At 59.6% G+C, this 20,874-nt stretch carries 16 protein-coding genes and 2 tRNA genes; 7 read left to right on the top strand and 11 right to left on the bottom strand.

All coding sequences use genetic code 11. The features are described from left to right. Positions 1–24: 24 nt before the first annotated feature. Both EK23_RS02860 and EK23_RS02855 read left to right on the top strand, forming a co-directional pair. A complete protein-coding gene (locus tag EK23_RS02860) occupies positions 25–687 on the top strand; it encodes a TatD family hydrolase (protein WP_045223705.1) in 663 nt (220 codons plus the stop codon). Then, complete coding sequence (locus EK23_RS02855) at positions 680–1,408, top strand: tRNA threonylcarbamoyladenosine dehydratase (protein WP_045223704.1); 729 nt, start codon at positions 680–682, stop codon at positions 1,406–1,408. The genes EK23_RS02860 and EK23_RS02855 overlap by 8 nt, the downstream gene beginning before the upstream one ends. A gap of 12 nt (positions 1,409–1,420) precedes the next feature. Here the strand turns inward: EK23_RS02855 and gloB are convergent, their stop codons facing one another. Continuing rightward, complete coding sequence (gloB, locus tag EK23_RS02850) at positions 1,421–2,194, bottom strand: hydroxyacylglutathione hydrolase (RefSeq protein WP_045223703.1); 774 nt, start codon at positions 2,192–2,194, stop codon at positions 1,421–1,423. Position 2,195: 1 nt separating this feature from the next. Further along, positions 2,196–3,806: a MutS-related protein gene (locus tag EK23_RS02845; RefSeq protein WP_045223973.1), complete on the bottom strand. Its 1,611-nt coding sequence runs from the start codon at positions 3,804–3,806 to the stop codon at positions 2,196–2,198. A 359-nt stretch (positions 3,807–4,165) separates the two neighbouring features. On the opposite strand from EK23_RS02845, the gene EK23_RS02840 reads away from it, so the two are divergent. Further along, a complete protein-coding gene (locus EK23_RS02840; RefSeq protein ID WP_045223702.1) occupies positions 4,166–7,855 on the top strand; it encodes an FAD-dependent oxidoreductase in 3,690 nt (1,229 codons plus the stop codon). Between the two features lie 138 nt (positions 7,856–7,993). Here EK23_RS02840 and EK23_RS02835 read toward each other — a convergent pair whose 3' ends face one another. The 7 genes from EK23_RS02835 to EK23_RS02805 are packed head-to-tail and all read right to left on the bottom strand — an operon-like array spanning position 7,994 to position 16,965. Beyond that, a complete protein-coding gene (locus EK23_RS02835; RefSeq protein WP_045223701.1) occupies positions 7,994–8,533 on the bottom strand; it encodes an rRNA large subunit pseudouridine synthase E in 540 nt (179 codons plus the stop codon). 46 nt (positions 8,534–8,579) lie between these two features. Then, the gene (locus EK23_RS02830; protein ID WP_045223700.1) at positions 8,580–9,032 is read right to left on the bottom strand and encodes a type IV pilin protein; all 453 of its coding nucleotides are present in this window, start codon (positions 9,030–9,032) and stop codon (positions 8,580–8,582) included. A 20-nt stretch (positions 9,033–9,052) separates the two neighbouring features. Further along, on the bottom strand, positions 9,053–14,164 hold the full coding sequence (locus tag EK23_RS02825) for a PilC/PilY family type IV pilus protein (protein ID WP_082053875.1): 5,112 nt from the start codon (positions 14,162–14,164) through the stop codon (positions 9,053–9,055). A 28-nt stretch (positions 14,165–14,192) separates the two neighbouring features. Continuing rightward, positions 14,193–14,705 carry a pilus assembly PilX family protein gene (locus EK23_RS02820; protein WP_045223699.1) on the bottom strand — a complete coding sequence of 171 codons (513 nt, stop codon included), beginning with the start codon at positions 14,703–14,705 and terminating at the stop codon, positions 14,193–14,195. 12 nt (positions 14,706–14,717) lie between these two features. After that, a complete protein-coding gene (locus EK23_RS02815; RefSeq protein WP_045223698.1) occupies positions 14,718–15,815 on the bottom strand; it encodes a PilW family protein in 1,098 nt (365 codons plus the stop codon). Beyond that, positions 15,812–16,282 carry a type IV pilus modification protein PilV gene (gene pilV / locus EK23_RS02810; protein ID WP_045223697.1) on the bottom strand — a complete coding sequence of 157 codons (471 nt, stop codon included), beginning with the start codon at positions 16,280–16,282 and terminating at the stop codon, positions 15,812–15,814. Before pilV ends, EK23_RS02815 begins: the two co-directional genes overlap by 4 nt. A gap of 23 nt (positions 16,283–16,305) precedes the next feature. Then, positions 16,306–16,965, bottom strand: a complete 660-nt coding sequence (locus EK23_RS02805; RefSeq protein ID WP_145998537.1) for a GspH/FimT family pseudopilin — start codon at positions 16,963–16,965, stop codon at positions 16,306–16,308. A 53-nt stretch (positions 16,966–17,018) separates the two neighbouring features. Here EK23_RS02805 and EK23_RS02800 point away from each other — a divergent pair, with 53 nt between their 5' ends. The 4 genes from EK23_RS02800 (at position 17,019) to EK23_RS02785 (ending at position 18,246) form a co-directional block, all read left to right on the top strand. Next, positions 17,019–17,219, top strand: a complete 201-nt coding sequence (locus EK23_RS02800; RefSeq protein ID WP_045223695.1) for a hypothetical protein — start codon at positions 17,019–17,021, stop codon at positions 17,217–17,219. 87 nt (positions 17,220–17,306) lie between these two features. Then, positions 17,307–17,393 (top strand) — tRNA-Ser (locus tag EK23_RS02795). Between the two features lie 96 nt (positions 17,394–17,489). Continuing rightward, positions 17,490–18,140 (top strand): response regulator, encoded by a 651-nt coding sequence (locus EK23_RS02790; RefSeq protein ID WP_045223694.1) that lies wholly within the window; start codon positions 17,490–17,492, stop codon positions 18,138–18,140. Between the two features lie 19 nt (positions 18,141–18,159). Beyond that, positions 18,160–18,246, top strand: a tRNA-Leu gene (locus EK23_RS02785). Positions 18,247–18,314: 68 nt separating this feature from the next. Here EK23_RS02785 and EK23_RS02780 read toward each other — a convergent pair. Beyond that, positions 18,315–19,304 carry a phage integrase gene (locus EK23_RS02780; RefSeq protein ID WP_045223693.1) on the bottom strand — a complete coding sequence of 330 codons (990 nt, stop codon included), beginning with the start codon at positions 19,302–19,304 and terminating at the stop codon, positions 18,315–18,317. A 243-nt stretch (positions 19,305–19,547) separates the two neighbouring features. Continuing rightward, a complete protein-coding gene (locus tag EK23_RS02775) occupies positions 19,548–20,813 on the bottom strand; it encodes a phage replication initiation factor (protein WP_045223692.1) in 1,266 nt (421 codons plus the stop codon). Positions 20,814–20,874 lie beyond the last annotated feature (61 nt).

The following is a 20,874-nucleotide window of genomic DNA, read 5'->3' as shown; positions in this document are numbered from 1 at the left end:
GCGCTGACGGAGCGGTTCGCACGCATGCCGCCGCTGGTGGATATCCATACCCATGGTGCAGGGTGTATTGGTGCGGTGCGGGTCGTAAGCGTGGAAGCGGGTGGCCCGCTGCCTGCCAAGACCGAAGGCGTTTATCTTGCCCTTGGCGTGCATCCCTGGCATACGGGTGCCGCGGACCTGGAGGAGCGGCTGGCCTGGGTGGCGAGCCAGTGTACCCGTTCCGACGTGCTGGCTGTCGGCGAATGTGGCCTGGATCGCCTGCACGGTGCTGCGCTATCGGTGCAGATGGAGGCCTTTATGCGGCAGATTCACCTGGCCGAGAGCTTGGGCAAGCCGTTGATCATTCATTGCGTCCGCGCTTTCAGCGAACTCGTCGGATTGAAGCGGAAGCTCCGGGTCTCGGTGCCCATGATCGTCCATGGCTTCAATCAGCGCGCGCGCATCGGCCAGCAATTGCTGGCGGAGGGTTTCTGGCTCTCCTTCGGCGCCGCGCTGCTCGAGACCCGAAGCGCCGCCGCTGCCCTGTTTACCGAGGTTCCGGCAGACCGGCTGTTCCTGGAAACTGATGCGGCGTCCCTGGAGATCGGGGCAGTCTACGCCGCCGCCGCCAGGCTGCGCGGTGTGGTTCCGGATGAATTGCGCGCCGCGATCTGGAAGAATTTTCTGACGGTATTTCCCCATGAGTGAAAGAGCTTGGCTTTCCCGCACCGAATTGCTGATCGGCAAGGCGCGCCTGGAGCGCCTGGAGCGGGCTCATGTGCTGGTGGTGGGCATGGGGGGCGTGGGCTCCTATGCGGCGGAGTTCATTTGCCGAGGCGGCGTCGGCGCCATGACGATCGTGGATGGCGACACCGTCGATCCCAGCAACCGCAACCGTCAGCTGCCCGCGCTGGCCACCACCCACGGTCTGCCCAAGGCCGATTTGATGGCCGAGCGCCTTCTGGCCATCAACCCGGGCTTGAAGCTGACCGCCATCCGCGAATTCCTGACGCCGGGTCGCGCGGCGGAACTGTTAGCCCAGGATTACGACTACGTGGTGGACGCCATCGACAGCATCACGCCGAAGGTCACGTTCATCAAGACTGCCTACGAGCATCGCGCCCGCCTCATCAGTTCCATGGGCGCGGGCGCCAAGCTGGACCCGACCCAGTTGAGGGTGGCGGATATCGGCAAGACCTATAACTGTCCCTTCGCCAAGTACGTGCGCCACCGCTTGAAGAAGCTGGGCATCCGCCATGGGGTGAAGACGGTGTTTTCGCCGGAAATGCCGATCAAGGAGTCCCTCATGCTCACCGACGGCTCCCACTTCAAACGCTCGGCCTACGGCACCATTTCCTATTTGCCAGCCGCCTTCGGCGGCGTGTGCGCCTCGGTGGTGATCCGGGATTTGATGGGGTGCGATGCTTGAGCCCCGCCTTCATCAGCCCCTGAATTGATCCTTTTCCTGCCTGAGGGTGGCGAACACGTGCCAGTCCGGGGCGTCTTCGGACAAGCCAACATGCTGGCGGATTTCTGCGCTGCGCGGACGCAGGAAGGGGTTGGTTTCGAGTTCTTCGCCCAGTGTGGAGGGTACCGTTGGCTGCCCAAGGGATCGGAGCGCCGCCACCGACCGGGCACGCTCCTGCAGTGCCGTGTTTCCGGGTTCGACGCTCAGCGCGAAACGGGCATTGGCCTGGGTGTACTCGTGGGCGCAGTAGACGCGGGTGTCAACCGGCAAGGCGGCAAGCTTGCCCAGCGAGTCCCACATTTCGCTGGCGCTGCCTTCAAACAATCGGCCGCAGCCCAGGGCGAACAGGGTATCGCCGCAGAATAGTGCCTTGTCGGCGGCGAACCAGTAGGCCCCATGTCCACGGGTGTGGCCCGGCACGTCCAGCACCTGCGCCTGTGCTTCGCCCAGCTTCAGCGTATCGCCGTCGGCAACTTCCACATCGAGTCCGGGAATGCGCGCACGATCTCGCGCCATGCCGACGATGAGGCAGCCGGTGTGGCGTTTGAGCTCCATATTGCCGCCCACGTGGTCGCCGTGGTGGTGGGTGTTGAGTATATGGCTGAGCCGCCAGTGGCGGCGGTCCAACTCGTCCAACACGGGGCCGGCTTCGGCCGGGTCTACAGCGGCGGTGTGGCCGGTGCCGGGATCGTGCAGTAGGTACACGTAGTTGTCCTGCAGCACTGGTATCTGCAAGATCTCCAGCATGTCAGCCACCCTTGAGCAGTTGGGCGATGTCGTCCTTGGAGAATCCGATCTTGCGGGCTACCCGGTCGGCGTGGCTGACCTTGGAAATTCCCTCGATCAGCCGGTAGGTGGGATTCTCGTCCCTGAATTCCACCTGGCGGGCTTGGCCGATGCCGCGGGCCTGGAAGTGTTCAACCAGTTCGTGGTTGTGGGTGATGAGCAGGGTGGAATTGCCTTTTTGGCGGAAGCCGTCGAGGATATCGGTGGATATCTCGATCTTCTCCTTGTGGGTCGTGCCTTCCGACAACTCGTCCATGATCACCAGGCTATGGGCGGAGGCCGCAACAAACACTTCCTTGGTGCGCTTCAGTTCGGTGCCGAAGCGTCCTTCCCCGTCGCTGAGGTGACTGGTCTCCGGCACTTGGTAGAAGATGCGGTCGGCGACCGTCACCTCCGCCTGCTCAGCCGGCACATAACAGCCGGCCTGAGCCAGCAACTGGCTTTGCGCCAGGGTTTTGCAGAAGGCGGTCTTGCCCCCACTGTTGGGGCCGGTAATGAAGGTGAGTCGCTCGCTCTGGAGATCGATATCGTTGCCTACGTAATCCTCATTGCCATAGGCCAGGATCGGGTTGCGCAGCCCCTGCCAGAGGGCTGTATTGCGCTTGCTTTCTACGATTCTGGGCAGGGTCACCGGATGTCCGAACCCCTCCTTGAAGCTTAGAAACGCCATCAATTCATCCAGAAGGCCTAGCGCATCCAGTGCATTCTGCCCTTCAACGGATGCCTTGAAAATCTGCCGCAGCGGATAGATGAAGCCGTCCCGGTCGAAGCTGCCGACGATGGGGGCGTAGGCGATGAGGGCAATGGGCAGCACGAACAGCCAGAACACCGGTGCGACAGATGCGGCCATATCCAGCAGCAGGGGCACGAATTCCAGTGCCAGCAGCACCAGGATCAAGGTCAGGCTGAGTCCCACCGGCTTGAACAGCGAAGGGCGGAACTTGAGAGCCGGCAGATACCAGGGCTTTTCCGCCCGGGTGAGGATTTTCTTTTCGGTGCGGTAGGCCGGGCCGAGCATCAGGGTATGCGCTCTGGAGCCGCGGAAACCCTTGACCGTGTCCATCAGGCTGCGCAGATAGGCGCTCTTGGGCTCCGGCAGGTGTTCCACCTGAGCGACCAGGTCCAGCATGAACTGGGTGCCGCGCTTGTAGGTTTCGTAGCCGTAGCCGCCCAGTTCCAGCTCGTGGGCGGGGGAGGAGGCCATTCCGAGGAAGCTGGCGAACAGTAGGTCGTAGTAGTCCTTTTCCCGGCGTGAGGCGTGCAAGATCAGCGATTGCAGAGCTTCGCGCAGCGCGGAATCCTCTTCGAGCTCCCTCAGGGCTGCCTGCTTCGCGTCGATCAAGGGCTTGCCTGTCAGGGGGTCGGCGAGGGAGCGGTACAGACTCGCCTGGCCGATACGGGTTGCCGTGCGGTTCAGGGTTTCGAACAGCTGCTCCACCTCGATGGTGCGGAAGGTGATGGCATCCAGGACACCGCTTTCCGCGCTAGCAGCGAGTTCCAGAGGAACCTTGGGCGGCGCCTTGGCGTCGGACTGCAGGAGGGTAGGGTAGGGCAGGCTGATACGGTCGCTCATGGGCATGCGGCTCTTGAGGTTTTGCTGCCGGTCTTTTTACCCGCAAGCTTGGACAAAAGCAAAACTATTGACCGTTGATGAAAGTCCGAAAATTCCTTGGCAGAGAGAGCCGGATTCCGGAGTCTGCCTGCAATCGCCAAAGTCGGATGCGCGCCACTTTTTGCGTGCACCGCGAGCTCTGCCGAGACTTTTGCCTTTCGGCCTGGAAAATCTGCAATACGTTTCGCGCTTGCATTTGGCGTTGTAGGCCCCCTTTGGTATCGCCTGAGCACCCCAAAAACCGATAAACTACGCGATTCGATATTTCCCGCTTTTCCGGCGGGCAGCGACCCGTTGAATTGAATCGGAGCAATGGATACATGAAAGGCACTTTCGAAACATCTGCCGGCGCCAATCTGGCGCTTGGGGTTCCTGGCTTCAGCTATGCCGATCTCTACGATCCGCGGAAGCTCGCGGAACTGCTGGACGTGTTCGACAGTAGCGCCCGCGCAGCCGATGCCGAGCTCTTCGCCGAGTTCGAGGCGTATCGGGCCTGCCAAGGCGAAGGCCTGACGCCCGAGCAGATTTCAGCCCTTCTGGTCAAAATGGCTCCCCTGGTGGGCGGTTTCATGGCCCAGCTGTTCGATGTGGGCTCGGAGCGCAGCCGGCATATGCAGGCTGCCGAGGCAGAATTCGATGGCGTGTTCCGCTTCCGCAGCGAGGTGGTGGGCAAACTGGCCGCCCGCTACAAGGGCGAAAAGCTGGAGGATTGGGATGCAGGCGCTGTCTGCGCCCGTTTCGACGCGCTCGTGGCCGCCCTGCTGACGCAGGCCGAACTGGATTGCGATCGCGAGGCGGCTATCGCCGGGCTGGGCGTCGATCTGCTCGTCCGTGCGTCCGGGGAACTTGGTGACGTGTCCCCGATTCGCGCGCGCTTGAATGCCTCGGCGGACGCCAAGGCGCAGTTCGCCACCGCCCTGGCTCAGGACGATGCCGGCCTGGTTTCCGAATTGTTCGATGCCCTGTGCCGCTGGGCGTTTCTTGCCGCGCGCCTGGAGTCGCTCAAGCCGCAAGTCGCCGGCTGGATGAGCTTCAAGGTGCCGGAGAAGACCGATTTCGGGCATCTGGTGGAGCACGCTTCCATCGAGCAGCACGGCTACAAGGCTTGGGCCATCGAGCCGGAACACCTGCGCCGCCGCGACGGCTTCGCCCTCACCGATCCTCGTTTCGGCGAGCGGGAAGTGAACTACGAAGTGGATCACTGCATCTACTGCCACGACCGCGACACGGATTCCTGCTCCAAGGGCATGCGTAACAAGAAGGATGGCAGTTACAAGACCAATCCCCTGGGCGTGACCATCACCGGCTGCCCGCTGGAGGAGAAGATCTCGGAGATGCACCTGCTCAAGCGCCAGGGCGACAACATCGGCGCGCTGGCCCTGGTGGTGATCGACAATCCCATGTGCCCCGGCACCGGCCACCGCATTTGCAACGAGTGCATGAAGGGGTGCATTTACCAGAAGACCGAGCCGGTCAACATCCCGCAGATCGAGACCAACGTGCTTACCTCGGTGCTGTTCATGCCCTGGGGTTTCGAAATTTACAGCCTGCTGACACGCTGGAACCCGCTCAACGTCAAGCGTCCGGTGGCACTGCCCTATAACGGCAAGAAGGTGCTGGTGGCAGGCATGGGTCCGGCGGGTTATACCCTTTCCCACTATTTGTTGAATGAAGGCTTTGCCGTGGTGGGCATCGACGGCCTCAAGATCGAACCGCTGCCCAAGGAACTGACCGGCGAGGGCCCGACCCCGCCCAAGCCCATCCGCGACTTCAGCGAACTCTACGAGGACCTCGACAAGCGTGTCATGCTCGGATTCGGCGGCGTCGCCGAGTATGGCATCACCGTGCGCTGGGACAAGAACTTCCTCAAGGTGATTTACCTCACCCTGCTGCGCCGCAAGGCCTTCCGTTGCTACGGCGGCGTGCGTTTCGGCGGCACGCTGACGGTGAATGAAGCCTGGGACTTCGGCTTTGACCACATCGCCATCGCTTCCGGCGCGGGCAAGCCCACGGTCATCGATCTCAAGAACAACCTGATCCGCGGCATCCGCAAGGCCTCGGACTTCCTCATGGCCCTGCAACTCACCGGTGCCGCCAAGGAATCGACCCTGGCCAACTTGCAGGTGCGCCTGCCCGCCGGCGTGATCGGCGGCGGCTTAACCGCCATCGATACGGCCACGGAACTGCTGGCCTACTATCCGGTTCAGGTGGAAAAGATCCTGCACCGTTACGAGAAACTCAGCGCCATCTACGGCGAAGACGTGGTGCGCAACCGCTACGACGAAGAGGAAAACCAGATCCTGGACGAGTTCCTGGCCCACGGCCGGGCTATCCAGGCGGAGAGGCAGCGTGCGGAAGCCGCTGGCGAGAAGCCCTTCTTCTATCCCTTGTTGAAGGCGTGGGGCGGCGTGACCCTGTTCTACCGCAAGGGCATCAAGGATTCCCCCGCTTACCGGCAGAATCACGAGGAAATCGCCGAGGCCTTGGACGAAGGCATCTGGCTGGCGGAAGGCATGAGTCCGCTGGAAGCGCTGGAAGACCCGCACGGCCATCTGCGGGCGGTGCGGTTCGAGCAGCTTGAGGAGCAGGAAGGCCGCTGGCGCAAGACCGGCGAACTGGAAGTGCCGGTGCGCAGCCTGTTCGTGGCGGCGGGGACTTCGCCCAATACCATCTACGAATCCGAGCACCCGGATACTTTCGTGATGGACAAAAAGTTCTACCAGCGTTACGAGCCTTCCATAGCGGCGCAGGGCATGGAGTTGCAGCCCATGGCCGACGAGCCGCAGCCCAAGCTCGGCAAGCCAGCGCCGTTTACCTCCTATGACCGCAACGGACGGTTCATCACCTTTTACGGCGACAACCATCCGGTCTACGCCGGCAATGTGGTGAAGGCCATGGCCAGCGCGAAGGACGGCTACCCCTACGTGGTCAAGCTGTTCGAGCGCGAACTGGCGTCCCTGGATATGGCGAAGCAGCACGAGCGTGACACCGAACTGACCAAGTTCCAGCTACGCCTGGACAGCGCATTCCTGGCGCGGATCGTGGAAATCCGCCGCCTGACGCCCACCATCATCGAGGTCATCGTCCACGCGCCAATGGCGGCCAAGCATTTCTGCCCGGGCCAGTTCTACCGCGTGCAGAATTTCGAGGCGCTGGCGCCGGTGGTGGACGGCACCGTGCTCGCCACCGAGGGCCTGGCCCTGACCGGGGCCTGGGTGGACAAGGAGCATGGGCTGATTTCACTGATCGCCCTGGAGATGGGAAGTTCCACCCGGCTGTGCGCCACATGGAAGCCTGGCGATCCGCTGGTGGTGATGGGCGTCACCGGCACGCCCACGGACATACCCTCGGGCAAGACCGTACTGCTCATCGGCGGCGGTCTTGGCAACGCGGTGCTGTTCTCAATCGGCAAGGCCATGCGCGCGACCGGCAACCAGGTGATTTACTTTGCCGGCTACCGCAACCGCGAGGACGTGTTCAAGGAGGAGGACATCGAGGCGGCCTCGGACCTCATCGTCTGGGCGGTGGACAAGCGCGAGGGGAATACCGCCATCGAGCCGCGGCGTCCGCAGGACAAGACCTTCGTCGGCAATATCATCGAAGCCATGCTGGCCTACGCCAAGGGCGAACTGGGCTCCACCCCCATCCACCTGGACGACGTGGATCACCTCATCGTCATCGGGTCGGACCGCATGATGGCGGCCGTGAAGGAAGCCCGCTACGGTGTTCTCGCGCCCTACCTGAAGAAGCATCACGAGGCGGTCGGCTCCATCAACTCGCCCATGCAGTGCATGATGAAAGGCGTGTGCGCCCAGTGCCTGTGCAAGCACGTGGACCCGGAGACCGGGGAAGAGTATTTCGTCTATTCCTGCAACAACCAGGATCAGGATCTGGACAAGGTCGACTTCACCAACCTCAACGCCCGGCTGCGGCAGAATTCCGTGCAGGAAAAGCTGTCGTCCCTGTGGTTGGAACACCTGCTGGAGAAGCGAGGCATCGATGCGGCGTGAGCGTAATCATCTGAGGCTTGCGCTCGGCCTCCAGCTACCCTGATTTTTGATATTAGGGCTTCCAGTTTCCGAGTGGAGCCTGCCGGCTTTTCGTTCTACTCTGGTTCCCATGCTCCGCGTGGGAACCTTTTCCCTTGCTTATCCCGACTTCCATTCACCTGGCGCAAGCCCCTCCAGCGTCCAGTCTCCGATGGCATAGCGAATCAGGCGCAGGGTGGGAAAGCCCACGGCTGCCGTCATGCGCCGCACCTGCCGGTTACGCCCCTCGCGCAGGGTCAACTCAATCCACGAAGTCGGGATGGCGGCCCGATAGCGTATCGGCGGATCGCGCGGCCAGATTCCTTCGGGCTCAGGTATCAAACGGGCTTTCGCGGGTTTTGTCGGGCCGTCGTTCAGTACGACGCCATTGGTGAGTCGGTTCAGGGCCGATGCATCCGGTATGCCCTCCACCTGTGCCCAATAGACCTTGGGCATCTTGTGCCGTGGGTCGGCGATGCGAGCCTGGAGACGGCCGTCGTCGGTCAGCAGCAGCAGGCCCTCGCTGTCCCGGTCCAGGCGACCGGCCGGGTAGATTCCCGGAATTTGGATGAAGTTAGCGAGGGTCGCGCGTCCGGCTTCGCGGTCGGTGAACTGCGTCAGCACCCCGTAGGGTTTGTTGAAGAGGATCAGGAGGGGCAATTGAAGGGGCGACGACCGGGGACGTGATTGTTGGTCCGGCCTGGCGTTACCAGCAGTTTGCCTGACTCGCGCTCTTGACCCCCGCATTCGTGTAACTCAGGGTTCCGCAAGGATCGTTGGCCTGATCCGTGCCGCTCTTGGGGGCAGCCTGCACCGTGTAGGACATGCCATCGGTTGCGATGGTTGCGGACAGCGTATAGCGTGGATTGGTCGTTGGATAGTCTGTGATGGGCAGCGTCGGGTTGGCATCGTCAGCGGTTCCGCACAGGTTGTCAGCGCCCTTGCTCTTGTAGCAGTTATTCTCGGTGAAATACCGCTCCAGGAAATTGGCGTCCTGGGTGATGGCTCCCTCGGCATCCGCCCTGTGGGTCTTACGAATCTGATTGCGATAGCCGGGCAGGGCGATCGACGCCAGGATGGCGACGATCGCTACCGTAATCATCAACTCCACCAAAGTGAAGCCTCGGATTGGTGAACCTGCCCGTCTCGTGTTTCTCATGTCTGTCTCCGAGCGTTTACTCAGCGAATCTGGCGCCAGGACAAGCGCCCGTGTGCCTTGCTGCAGGCTTCCTTCTGCGTGAACAACTCGCCGCTGGAACCGCTGACGTACTTGGTTTCGGTGCAGGCACCGCCACCGCCAGCTCCGCCAGTGCCGCCGCCGTACATTGAATCTTCTACCACGGCGGGCGTCTTGATGATACCGACCGGGGACTTGACGCCGGAAGCCGCTCCGACACTTCCGGTTGCCGAGTTCACGAGGACATAGTCCTTGGCATTGACCGAGCCGCTGTTATTCAAGTCGAACGAATTATTGAGACGCCCGCCAGAGTTGGCGTCCAGTTCCATTAGCCATGATGAACCGCCGAAGGTACAGGGGTCTGTCGAAGGAATCAATGTTGGGAAAATGATCCGGTCGCCTCGCAATAGCGGGTTGCTCACCACGCGTTCTCCATTCGCCGTGCCAGGCGGTGGCGGTGTCAGCAGGTCTATGTACCAGCCCTTCTTATCTGTTGTTCCTGTGCCATAGATAAAGGAATTGTCGGTCGTAACGCGAACCGGGTTTTCGGTAAGTTCGGTACTGCATGATCCATCCGGGTTGCGCAAGCACGTTCCTGCAATCAACTCGTTTGTGATTTGCTGCTGCTGAAGCACCGTGCGTCCGCTTACCCTGCCATCGCAGTCCGCCGCGTCGGCGGTTCCGGGGGCGGGCGTCGGCGTCGGCGAAGTGACGGTGATCGGCTTGTTGCATTTGTCCCAAATTCCGTAGAAGGTCTGCACCTGCGGGCTGGCAGGTAGGATGTTGTCACCCACTTCAAAGTACTTGCCGGTGCCGAAGTAGACGTTCACGCCGCTGGTTTGTCCTCGTCCGGTGGCGCGCCCTACCTGCGGTTTGACCGAGATGGGCTGGGAAGCCGGCGTGCTGGCCGTGTCCTTGGCCTGGTACAACGGATTGCATGCGCTGCTGCTCGCGCAGGTAGTCGTGCTGTAGGCCACTCCCCAGTCGGAGGTGGATGTGCTGTAGATGTTGAATTTCCACATGTTGCCGCGCAGGTCGCCTGCATACACGAAGTCGGCGATCCTATCGTTGTCCAAGTCAATCACAATGGGCGCGGAAAGACCATTGCTGCCGGTGGCGCCGGTGTCGATCTTTTTGATGATGGCGCCGGTTGCCACATTAACGATGTATAAAACAGCCTTTCCTGACGCACTGTTATAGCCATTGCCGAATATGGCTCCCCAGTCACCATTGGCGAGGCGCACGATGGTCGCCTGAGTCATGGCGATGCCCATGTCGGCATCGGAATTGTCGGTAAACTCCCACAAAACCTTCGTGGTGCCAAAGGCATCAGGATCCGTCACATCCAGCGCGAACACACCTTTACCGCCAGCGCCTGTGGTGCCGATCAGAATGGTATGCCAGGAACCACTGTAATAGGCATCTCCGCTTCGGGCAGAACCGTCCACGAAATACGTGTGTGTATAGCCTTGCGCTGAGAGTGTCTTGAGCGTAGTGGAGATGACCGAGTTAGGGACATAGGCAAAGATTTCCGTGCCTCCCGAGGTCGTGCTGTTCGTGGCGTCAAAGCCGTGCAGCATGCCATCGTTGGCGCCAACGTAGAGCACGGGGCGGCGGTTCTTGTAAGCATCGCTGCTGCGGAAGGTGACATAGGAAGTGCCTTCGGTCGACGGGAGGCTCTCGTAACCAAAGGACCGTGTACCGACGAACCAGGGGTCTGAGTTCACTACGTCACCGAGCAACACATCGCGCGCGCGGAATGTGCCCCCGGAATGGGTGGTCTCTTTGGACTGATCGCCCCTCAAGTAATCGACAATGTCAGCTGTGCCGAGGGTCGTTTTCTGCGTGGTGCTGAGAGTGCCAGATCCAGTTCCGGGACAACCGGTAGCGTCCCAGCAAAAGCGAATACCGCCACTCGTGGTCGGATTGTAAGAATAGATTTTCCGGGTGCTGGCGGACGGTATGGCTCCACTTCGGTTGGTCGTCCACGCCTGGCTTCCGACGCTGCCGTCCGCGTTGAGCACAAAGGCCCGCAGTTCGCCACTCCAGTCGCCGCTGTTGAAGCGAGCTTGATAGATCAGGGTATCCGTGCCTGCGAACGTCGAATTGGCGGCTACCGATGACGAGGATGTATTGCGACGTACAATCTCCGAAAAGGCCGCGTCCAATTGCTCCTTGAGCCTACCGGCATTGGTCACCAGGAAATAGCTGTCCGGGGTACCTGCCACGGCCGTATCCCACTCGCCGGCATCGAGCCGGTTGTTGCTGTTGGTGTCGAAGAATCCCCCCCATTTGGCGGCGTACCACAAAGGATCATGGGCGATGAAGGCGGCGGACGGATTGGTTCCGGGGGTGAAGTTGCGGGTGGTGATTAACGGCAGGGCGGCGCCCGACGTATTCGGGGTGTCCAGAAAATAATCCACGTCACTGGTGGTGTCGGAATCGCGCACCTCTAAATAAGTGCCGTCTGTCGTGGAGCCGGAGATGACATAGCCCATGTGCTGGATGCAACCCCCAGCCGCATAGCCCGAGGTCAATTTCACATCCAAGGTGTTATCGGATTTGGCGATCAACTCATATTCCACGATGGCGTCCATGTCGTGGTCCGAGCCATATTCCGAGTCCTCGTAATTGATTCGGAACTTGGCGTAGGCTCGCCCACCATTCACCGTGGCGTCCTGGTTGGTGGCATCAGTATTCTTGATGGTGTCTACATAAAAATCGACGATGGTGTTGGTCGGCTGATATTGACCAGAGGCCGTGTTGATCGTCCCGCAGCCACCCACGGTTTTGCCAAAGGGAACCAAGGTTATGATCCTGCCATTGACCGGCAGTTGCAGGCGCGGAAGCGGCGACGCCAGCGCCACGCTGAAAGTGTCGGTCTTCTGGTTGCCGGATGCTGAATTCAGGTCGGTGGTCTTGCCATACAGGGCAACGCTGGCGGCGTAGAACCCTCCCTGTTGCGTGGGTTCTTCTGGCGTCAGGCCACGGATGTTGCCGAAGCTGCTCACCGTCTTGGGCGTGGGCGCGCCGTCGAAGGTCGAACCGGACTGTCCGATGAACAATGACGGCGTAGCCGAGCCATACTCGCCGGTCCAGATGGTATTGCCCAGCGTCTGGACATTGAGGCCCGTAAGACTTCCCGTGTAGGTCGCGAAGTAGGTGCCCGGCACCTGGTCGGTATCGAAGTTCGGGTTGATGTCGCTGATCACCAACTGGGACGGCCTGGAGCAACTCGGGAAACCGGGATCCGTTGCATCGCTTGGATTACGGTAAGGATTCTTCCAGCTCGGGAGAGGTAGTCCCAGGGTCGTATCGTCCGTGCCGGTGCTTGCTATCGAGAAGGCCGTAGTGGGGCTGATGGGGTTGGCTGCGAAATAGCGCAAGCCCTCGTACATGATCTCCCCTATCGGGTTACCCCACATTCGGCATCGGCCCTCGGCCAGGGGCGCACTGACCTCCGGAACGCCACAACTTTGGTCGTAGGAATAGCTGGAACCAAAACCAACGATTTTGAGCTTGTTGATGGTCTGTATGACACCGTTAACGCTGGTGCTGAACTGCCCGGTAGTCGTATTTATCTCCTGGTCGGCAGAATGAGCACTGTCCGCCAAATAGGAGATGTTCTTGCGCAGTACGCCGCCGGACGTATTCTTGGCATAGGAGCCGGTCATCAGCCCGAACGCCATGCGATTGCCTTCGCCATATTCCTGAAGGATACCGCTCGGCTTGTGAACACTGGGCGAAGACGTGTTGGATGGGTAGCCACGGCATTCGCTCTCCAGCAGGCCGCTGACGCAGGCTTTTACGCGCACCACATAGTCAGTCATGGCCGAGGTGGGCAAGGTGACGCTATAAGTCGTTTGCGTCAGCCCGATGAACGATCCCGAAGGCACCTTGACCCAGGTGTTGCTGCTATCCGGGCCATTCCACCAGAGGTAGTAATTGTCTCCGCCGCTGGCTTCCTGATGTCTGAATTTCAGGGTGTGCGTACCTGCCGTCAGGGAAATCGTACCTTTGTGATCCTGACAGTTGCAGTTGCCGTGACCGCCATACCAACTGGCAACGACGGTTCCGTCGATGATCACGTCGACGGCGTCGTCACCGTCCACGGCAAATTGATAAGAGCCACTCGTTGAAACCAGTATGGATCCCGTGAAAATGTTGAGATAGTAATCGTCGTCTCCATACGGGTTGCCGCTGCCGTCAATACGACCATTGCTCGGTGTGCCCGAGCCTTGCTGATGGGATGAATTGGCAAACAGCGTCTCCATCGTGGCGAATCCGCTGGCATCACCGGCGTAGCCTGTGTACGTTCCGCTGGAATTCGCGCAAGTCGCGCGTGAATTGTTCCCTGTAGCGCACTCGACCCCCGCCACTGGCCGTTCGATGGAAAGCCATTCCCAAACCCGATAGGTCGTATCCGTAAGGACTCGCAGCAACGGTAGCCCCGAGTTGGAACTGCATCCTGGATCGGAATTGCCCGATGGGCACAAAAGCGTGGTATTGGCGAACAAATGCCGGGTGCCCGCGGCTGGTAGGCTCAGGGGCGTGTATTCCGTGATGTTGTAACCGTCGATCGTGGTGCTGTTGTATTCCTTGCCCCAGCTATGCGCATCCTGGGGGATGTAGGACCGTTCAAGAACGGTTTCCGTGGCGCTGTCCGTGCTGCGGTAGCCGCCATACAGAACCCGCCTGAGAGCATCCATGCGCGACATGGTGAGGTAATTTAGAAAGTCGCCGCTCCAGCGGCCGGTCGAACTGGTGCACTTTTTGGTCAGGGTATTTTCCACGGGCGTGAATACGCCAGAACTGTAGCTATAGCACTTGTGGGAGTCGAAGTACCCGTAGTAGTCGATGGCGGGCTTGTAGTGAATGTCCAGCGCGCCATCGCCATTGATATCCGAGGCATCGTTGTAGGCTTCGTAGTAAAGCTTGTGGTCCCGCTCCATGGTTATCAGGATCAGCGGAGTGGAACTTTGCCCCAAGTAGAGCGGCGTCTGCGCAATGGTCCCCGCCATAAGGCCTGTTTGAAAGGCGCATAGGAGCAAGGCCAGCGCGCTGCAAGCAAAAGCTGAGTTGCGCGAACTAAACGGTAAACGGATGCTGCTCATGACTGCCTCCACCGCGACGGGTGTCAAGCTAAGGCCTGTAAACGGATTGCAAAATGGTTACTGCCGTCGTGGTGCCGCCCACGGCGCGCGTCGTGACCCGGTAATACATGTCTGGCTCGGCCCCGGCTACCACGTCGCTCTGGTCGGGCACCTGCTCGATGACGTATTCGGGGCGTCCTGCCACGCTTGCGAGGTCGGTTCCGGTAAAGGTGCGCTTGTCTGCGGCTTGCCAGAAGCTGTCCGTCAATACCGTGGGCGGGCACGCATTCAGGAAGAGCCCCGGGTTGGCGTCGCTTGCGGTCACGCAGTTGTAGACCAGGGACGATGACTGGGTCTTGAGGATGTTCTCGGCGCTCCGCAGGGCGGATTCCGCGGCCTCGAACGAGATCGCACGATCGCGCAGATTACCCGCCATCTTCTCCTCCAGGGACGTGGCCTGCATCGCCGAGATTCCGATCAAGGTCAGCACCAACAGGAAAAGCAGGCTCACGACCAAAGCCGCGCCAGTCTGGCTGCGATGCGTTTTCGGAAATGCATACATGGCGGTATCTCGCTAGGGCAATCGGTTGCGCAGGCCCACCGTGGCGCTGAACGTGCGCACCAGTCGGCGGTCAGTGGCAGAGCTGCCGTTAAAGGTGTAACTGCGCGCAGCCGAGGCCAGGTTGTCCTCGATTGTACGGACCGTCACCACAAGCCGTACGGCAACCACCTGCGGCCAAACGGCGGTGGGCGCATCCACAAACTGATTGGCGGCACCGTCCGAATCCACATCGAGACCATAGGTAACCTGCAAATTTTCAATGCCTTCAACCAGTTCCATGGGGTTGTTGCCGCCTGTGGCGCTGTTATTGTCCAGGCGGTAAAGCGCCGGTTGCCCGGCCTCGTTCAGTCTCACGTAATAGGTATAGGATCGGTAGCGCAGGATTTCCGAGTCAATGGGGTACGGATAGCGGCCCAGGGTGTCGCTATCCGTACCTTCCAATGAGTTTTGCGAGCTGTCCGAAGCGGCGCGGAACACGTGCGATGTTGAACAGTCCGAGATGACCAGCGGCGTACCAGCCGTCGTTCCTGCGCCTACCGTGATATCGCAGGAATTGCCGGCGGCAATCATCCCGGTTGGGTTGACGCCCGTCATGGGGCTGGTCGTGCGCCCGCCGCAGGATTCGGCGAACTGAACGGAAAAAGCGTCAGTTCCGCGCACCACGGAAGTAAGCTGGTTACTGGCCAACGTGGATGAGATTGCGGGACTCGGGTTGGTATACGTGCCGGCCGTATTGTTATCTCCCCCCGTGACCGGTGAGGCCACCACGACATTGGTTGGAAGAGCCGGGGCGCTAGTGCCGGTCAGCGGCAGAGAAATCAGCGGGGCTTTGGCGATGACGCGAAGCTTGGTTACGGCCGAGTTGCACCCGACGTAACCCGCCTGGCGCAGATCGCGGGTCATGACGTCCAAAGCGAAGCGGCCATTTTCCTGCAGCCTGGATTGCGCGTCCTGCACGCGGTAGGTCTGTTTGTTGGCGAGATAGATTTGTCCCGCACCGGCGGCCAAAACCAGGCTCAGAACCAGGGCGACCATGATCTCGACCATGGTGATCCCGCGTTGGCATGACTGAGCGGAATTCGTTGGTGTCTTGAGCAGCTTCGTCTTCATGGCCAGAAACTCGTGACGAAGGTCTTGGTCACCGCGGCACCGTTTTCACGGTCCGTCCAGGTGACCTTGATGGCGTAGATGTTGCCGGTGCCGTCGCATGCGGCTGTTGTGGGGGTGGCGTCAACACAGACGACGCCCGTTCCGCCTGGCAGGATGGTGGTGATCGCTTGCCGCCATTCGTAAAAGTCGCGGCTGGCCATGTCTGCCGGCGTGCAATCGGTGCAAGTCGGCGCGCTGGAAGGCATCGAAGGGTTATTGTAATTTGCAGCAAAAACACCGGCCGGATTGGCCCGCATGCGGTCCGCCAAATCGTAAGCGATCTGGGTCGCCTGCGAACGCAAATAGGCGCTGTAGTTGTTGCTAAGCCCTGTCATCTGCAGCGCCGCCATTCCGAGCAGGCCGATGGCCAGCACCAGGACCGAGACCAGCACTTCCAGAAGCGTGAAGCCGCCGTTCAGGCGATTCATGTGGCTACCTCCACGACAGAGATTCATGAACAGGTTAGGGTGTCCCCGCTGCCCGCGGCGCGCAGGCGGCCTGTATTGGAGAGAATGAGTCCCTTGGCTTTTGATAGTCCGCGGTCATCACAAAAGCTCATGGTCCCGGAATATCCGGTAGCGAAGCCATGTCCGTCAAACGTTACACGGTTTCGACTGCCAAAATTGAGGCTGTTGATGCCCGACAGGGGCCCGTGGATTCTCAGAATCTGGTCGCCGCTGTCGACTGTGCCATTCCCATTTGTGTCGGCGAACACAATCCAGCCGCTCAGCCAGGCGACGGTAGAGTCACATCCGGTTCCGGCGGTATTCCGCTTGCACAAAGTTACAGGGGCGCCACGTTTTACCGCTTCGCTTCGCGCCAGGTTGAACTCGGTGACCATGTCGTTCACGGCCGTGGTCAGGCGATTATTCTGGATCAATTCGCGGAAACTGGGCACGCCGACTGTCAACACCGTGGCTGCGACGGCGACGGTGACCATCAACTCGATCAGCGTGAAACCTGTGTCAAATCTTTGGTTTTTCATGAGCCTTATATATAGCAGCGATTCAGTTCTATCCGCACGCTTTTCTGACGAGCGGTAGCAAATCTGCGACGAGCGGTAGTAAGCAACGAAGTCAGACGACCCGGATTGCATCCCGATGGAAGCCAATGGCAATATCGTACATCCAACACGTCAAGGCGGGGCGCAGGGTAGCCTGAACCATGAATACAGATGAAATTTCCAAGCGCCTGAAAATCGGTGGCGCTATCGTCGTGGGATTCCTCGCGGGCAAGTTTGCCGCGAGCTTGGGCGGCGCACATGCGTCAGAGTTCTTCATTGGCGGTTTTGGGCTCGGTGTTATCCTGACCCAGGGAGCCTTCTGGATGTTCGACAAGCTGACGGGCAAGGAACCGCCCTTCTGAGCCAGGCCTCGGACGGCTTGGCGCCGCCTTCCAGTCGCCGTGCCGGCGTTAGACGGCGTAAACGATTTCGGTTAGGATACCGCTCTTGGAGGGCTGGTAGAGTGGTTGAATACACCGGTCTTGAAAACCGGCAGGACTTAACGGTCCTCGTGGGTTCGAATCCCACGCCCTCCGATGAGTTGCTGTTATCTGAGCTTGTTCAGGTGTTGCCGGCCGGCTGCGGTGGCGGCTCTTATTCCGATTGGGCGGCGTTTTAGCGAGCTGCGTCTTATGGTGAATGTTCTACTGGTCGACGATCACGAACTCGTGCGGACGGGGATAGAGCATTTGCTGAGGGAAAGCAACGGGATCGATGTGGTCGGCGTAGCCTGTTCGGGCGAAGAGGCGATCGACCAGGTGGCGAAACTTCAGCCCGATGTGGTCCTGATGGACATCAATATGCCGGGCATCGGTGGTATCGAGGCCAGCAAGAAGATCAGCCGGCGCTTCCCCGATGTGAAGATCATTGCGCTCACCGTCCATGCCGACGGGCCTTTCCCGCAACGGCTGTTGAGTGCTGGAGCGCACGGGTACATTTCCAAGAGTTCGCCAGTCAGCGAACTGGTAAGCGCCATCTGGAGCGTCTATAACGGTAGACGCTATCTAAGTGCAGACGTCGCCAGCGAATTGGCCTTCGCCAACATCCACGGAGTAAACGACTCGCCTTTCAACCAGTTATCGCAACGTGAGCTGCAGGTGGTGACCATGACCTTGCAGGGCAAATCCATCCAGGAAATGTCCAAGCTGCTTGCGATCAGCGTTAAGACGATCAGCACCTATCGTTACAGGGTTTTTGACAAGTTGAGTGTCAAGAACGACGTGGAATTGACCCGTCTCGCGACCAAGTACCGTCTGATTGATGACGCCGCATCGGGCTCATGAGCCCGATGCCTTGCTTTCTGCCTCGGTGGTGGAATTGGTAGACACAAGGGACTTAAAATCCCTCGCCTTTACCGGCGTGCCGGTTCGATTCCGGCCCGAGGTACCATACTAAACAGAGACTTGGGATTGGTCTCCGGATTCTTTGATCGGACCGTGTCCACAAAGTGTCCACATTTACAGCTGAAGGCCTTGCAGGGGATTTAGCCGGGCCGCTTCTTCCAAATGTTCTGGAGCCAGGTGAGCGTAACGCATGGTCATCGTCAGCGTTCCGTGTCCCAGGATCCGCTGCAACGCCAGAATGTTCCCCCCGTTCATCATGAAGTGACTCGCGAAGCTGTGTCGCAGTACGTGTGTCATTTGTCCTTCCGGTAGTCTCAGTCCAGCTCGCTCAACTGCATTCCTGAAAGCGTCATAGCATGGCTTGAACAGTCTGCCGGTTCGGGCGGTATGAATGGTTTCGTAGAGTTCGGCTGTGATGGGTACGGTCCTGATTTTGCCGTTCTTGGTTCCCCAGAAGGTGATGCGATAGCGCTGCACTTGTTCGGAGCGAAGTGACTCCGCTTCGGTCCAGCGTGCGCCAGTGGATAAGCATACGCGGGCGACTTTGGCGGCATCGAGGTTTCTGGATTCGCTGAGGGCCGTGAGTAGCGCGGCGATCTGTTCTCTCGTCAGATAGGTGAGTTCGCGTTCGTCGATCTTGAGTTGGCGGATCCGTGATACCGGATTCCCGCCTTTCCATTCGCCGAGTCGCTCCAGTTCGTTGAATAGGGCTCGCAGGTATGCGAGGTCATGATTGAGCGTGTTGGCGGATGTTCCTGCCTTCAGACGTTCTGCCCGGTAGTGGGTGAAGTCATGGGCGGTGAAGGTGTTGGCTGAGGGGTTGCCCAAGGCCTGGGCGATTCGCAGCAGCTTTCCTCGACGGGCTTTGCCGTCTTTCAGGTGTATGCCGTGCAGGGCGAACCATCGGTCGATTAGTGCTGATAGTCGGCGGCTGTCTTTCTTGGGTGGTTCCCATTCGACGCCCTGGACATGCTTAATGGTTTGGAATGCTTCGAAGCGCATGGCTTCGGCCTTCGTCTTGAAAGTCTTGCGTATGCGCTTTCCATCGCGGCCTGACGGCCGCATGTCGACGCGCCAACCCGATGCAATTTTCTTAATTGCCATTGCCGAGAAAGTAAGTATTTACATGGGGCTGTCACTAGATATTCACAAAACCTGTGGATAACTTGGTGCAAAACTCGTGGTTTTCCCCAGTTAACTACAGATTTTTTCAAGACTGCCGTTAAACTGCGCAATTTTTTGCCAATTATTTACCTTGACAAATCATGCGGTTATGCAAGGTATTGACTTTCTACTGTAGTTTTTGGCCTACACACTTTTTTGTATTTTTGGTTGTGGATAGTTGACTTACGCCGCTTTGCCAATCAGTCGCCTGAGGCACAAGCCTTTCTCAATGTGCTGGCGCAAGTCTGATTCTGTGAGGTTTCGGGATCGGTAGTAGCGGACGATGTCTTCATAGCAGTCCAGGCGCTTAAGCTGCTTCATGACCTGGGGGGCTGTGTGGTGGTGCCTAGCACAGAGCGAGACGAGGTTGCCGACCAGGAACGAGATGTTCTTGCCGATGGCCGAGTCGTCTTGCTTTTTTTTTCTGCGCATATAGACCCCATTGGGTGGTAGGTAGAACTCGGCCTCTTCGAGGAAGAGCTGCCAGGCCGGGTCGATGTAGACGCTGGAGTGGTCGAGGCGGTTGCGGTTGAGGGCATAGCGCCAGATGTCGGTGAGGTGAGCCGTGACCTGGTGGAAGGCTTCGAGGGTTTCCTCCATGCCTTCGCCGATCTCGCGAATGATGCGGTGGTGAAGGCGCATTTCGATGCGCCAGACTGGCTTTTCCGGGTTGTACTGGCCGAAGGTGTAGGCTTCCCAATAGCGCTGGAAGTAGTCGACTTTGTCGCGGGTCTGGATTTCCTTGGTCTTGTCGTAGATGCAGGTTTGCAGGGCGTTGGCTTTGCCGAACATGTAGGTTTCGGCTTGGGTCTTGCCGTATTTGACGGCAATGGTGCTGAGGTCGTCGAATTGGAAGTCGACGATGCCGTCGTAGGAGCGAACGGCCCGGGCATAGGTGGAGAAGCGTTCCTGGAAGTCCTGCGGCGGCTGCCAGTTCTGGACGTCCAGGGCCAGATGGACGGCGACGCCGGCCGCTTGGTAGTCGGTGAGGATGTTGTGGGCTATCAGGTCCAGGGTGTCCTGGATCTGCTGGATTCCCCGACCGGCGATAAAGTGCGGGCTCAGTTCGATTTTGAGGTGGCTGCCGGGCTGGTCTTCTTTGCTGTAGTAGCTGGCGATGAGGATGATGACGCCGAGGTCGTTGTTTTGCAGTTTGTAGCGGTAGCCGGAGATCTTGGCCATCTTGCCACTGTGCCAGATTTCGCCAAATCCGCTTTGGAAGCGGAACAGGCCGTCTTCCAGGGAGTTCTGGAGTTGTTCCAGGAGGTCGGGCTTGAGGCTGCCGTTGTAGAGTTGCTTGACGGTGTCGACGGAGCTGCCGCAGACAAGGATCTTGGTGAGGTCTTTGATGCCGGCCCGTGATTCGAAGATCCGGCCTTTGGGGTCACCTTTCAGGTCTTGTTCCAGGGAAAGTGGGGAATGTCGGTTCCAGAGTTTGCCTTTGGCCATGGTCGTTGCTCCTAGGGTTTAACGTTCAAGTTTTGGGTTCGGGCCGCTGTGCGGCTTTATA

The organism is Methyloterricola oryzae (assembly GCF_000934725.1).
Taxonomy (GTDB): Bacteria; Pseudomonadota; Gammaproteobacteria; order Methylococcales; family Methylococcaceae; genus Methyloterricola; species Methyloterricola oryzae.
Note: the sequence above shows the minus strand (reverse complement) of the source record. Positions and strands in the feature narration are given on the sequence as shown.

Coding starts and splice junctions, on each gene's coding strand:
- EK23_RS02775 (WP_045223692.1), bottom strand. CDS start 20,813: ATGGCCAAAGGCAAACTCTGGAACCGACATTCCCCACTTTCCCTGGAA.
- EK23_RS02800 (WP_045223695.1), top strand. CDS start 17,019: ATGAATACAGATGAAATTTCCAAGCGCCTGAAAATCGGTGGCGCTATC.
- gloB (WP_045223703.1), bottom strand. CDS start 2,194: ATGCTGGAGATCTTGCAGATACCAGTGCTGCAGGACAACTACGTGTAC.
- EK23_RS02825 (WP_082053875.1), bottom strand. CDS start 14,164: ATGAGCAGCATCCGTTTACCGTTTAGTTCGCGCAACTCAGCTTTTGCT.
- EK23_RS02790 (WP_045223694.1), top strand. CDS start 17,490: ATGGTGAATGTTCTACTGGTCGACGATCACGAACTCGTGCGGACGGGG.
- EK23_RS02830 (WP_045223700.1), bottom strand. CDS start 9,032: ATGAGAAACACGAGACGGGCAGGTTCACCAATCCGAGGCTTCACTTTG.
- EK23_RS02840 (WP_045223702.1), top strand. CDS start 4,166: ATGAAAGGCACTTTCGAAACATCTGCCGGCGCCAATCTGGCGCTTGGG.
- EK23_RS02855 (WP_045223704.1), top strand. CDS start 680: ATGAGTGAAAGAGCTTGGCTTTCCCGCACCGAATTGCTGATCGGCAAG.
- EK23_RS02815 (WP_045223698.1), bottom strand. CDS start 15,815: ATGAAGACGAAGCTGCTCAAGACACCAACGAATTCCGCTCAGTCATGC.
- EK23_RS02845 (WP_045223973.1), bottom strand. CDS start 3,806: ATGAGCGACCGTATCAGCCTGCCCTACCCTACCCTCCTGCAGTCCGAC.
- EK23_RS02860 (WP_045223705.1), top strand. CDS start 25: ATGCCGCCGCTGGTGGATATCCATACCCATGGTGCAGGGTGTATTGGT.
- EK23_RS02820 (WP_045223699.1), bottom strand. CDS start 14,705: ATGTATGCATTTCCGAAAACGCATCGCAGCCAGACTGGCGCGGCTTTG.
- EK23_RS02780 (WP_045223693.1), bottom strand. CDS start 19,304: ATGGCAATTAAGAAAATTGCATCGGGTTGGCGCGTCGACATGCGGCCG.
- pilV (WP_045223697.1), bottom strand. CDS start 16,282: ATGAATCGCCTGAACGGCGGCTTCACGCTTCTGGAAGTGCTGGTCTCG.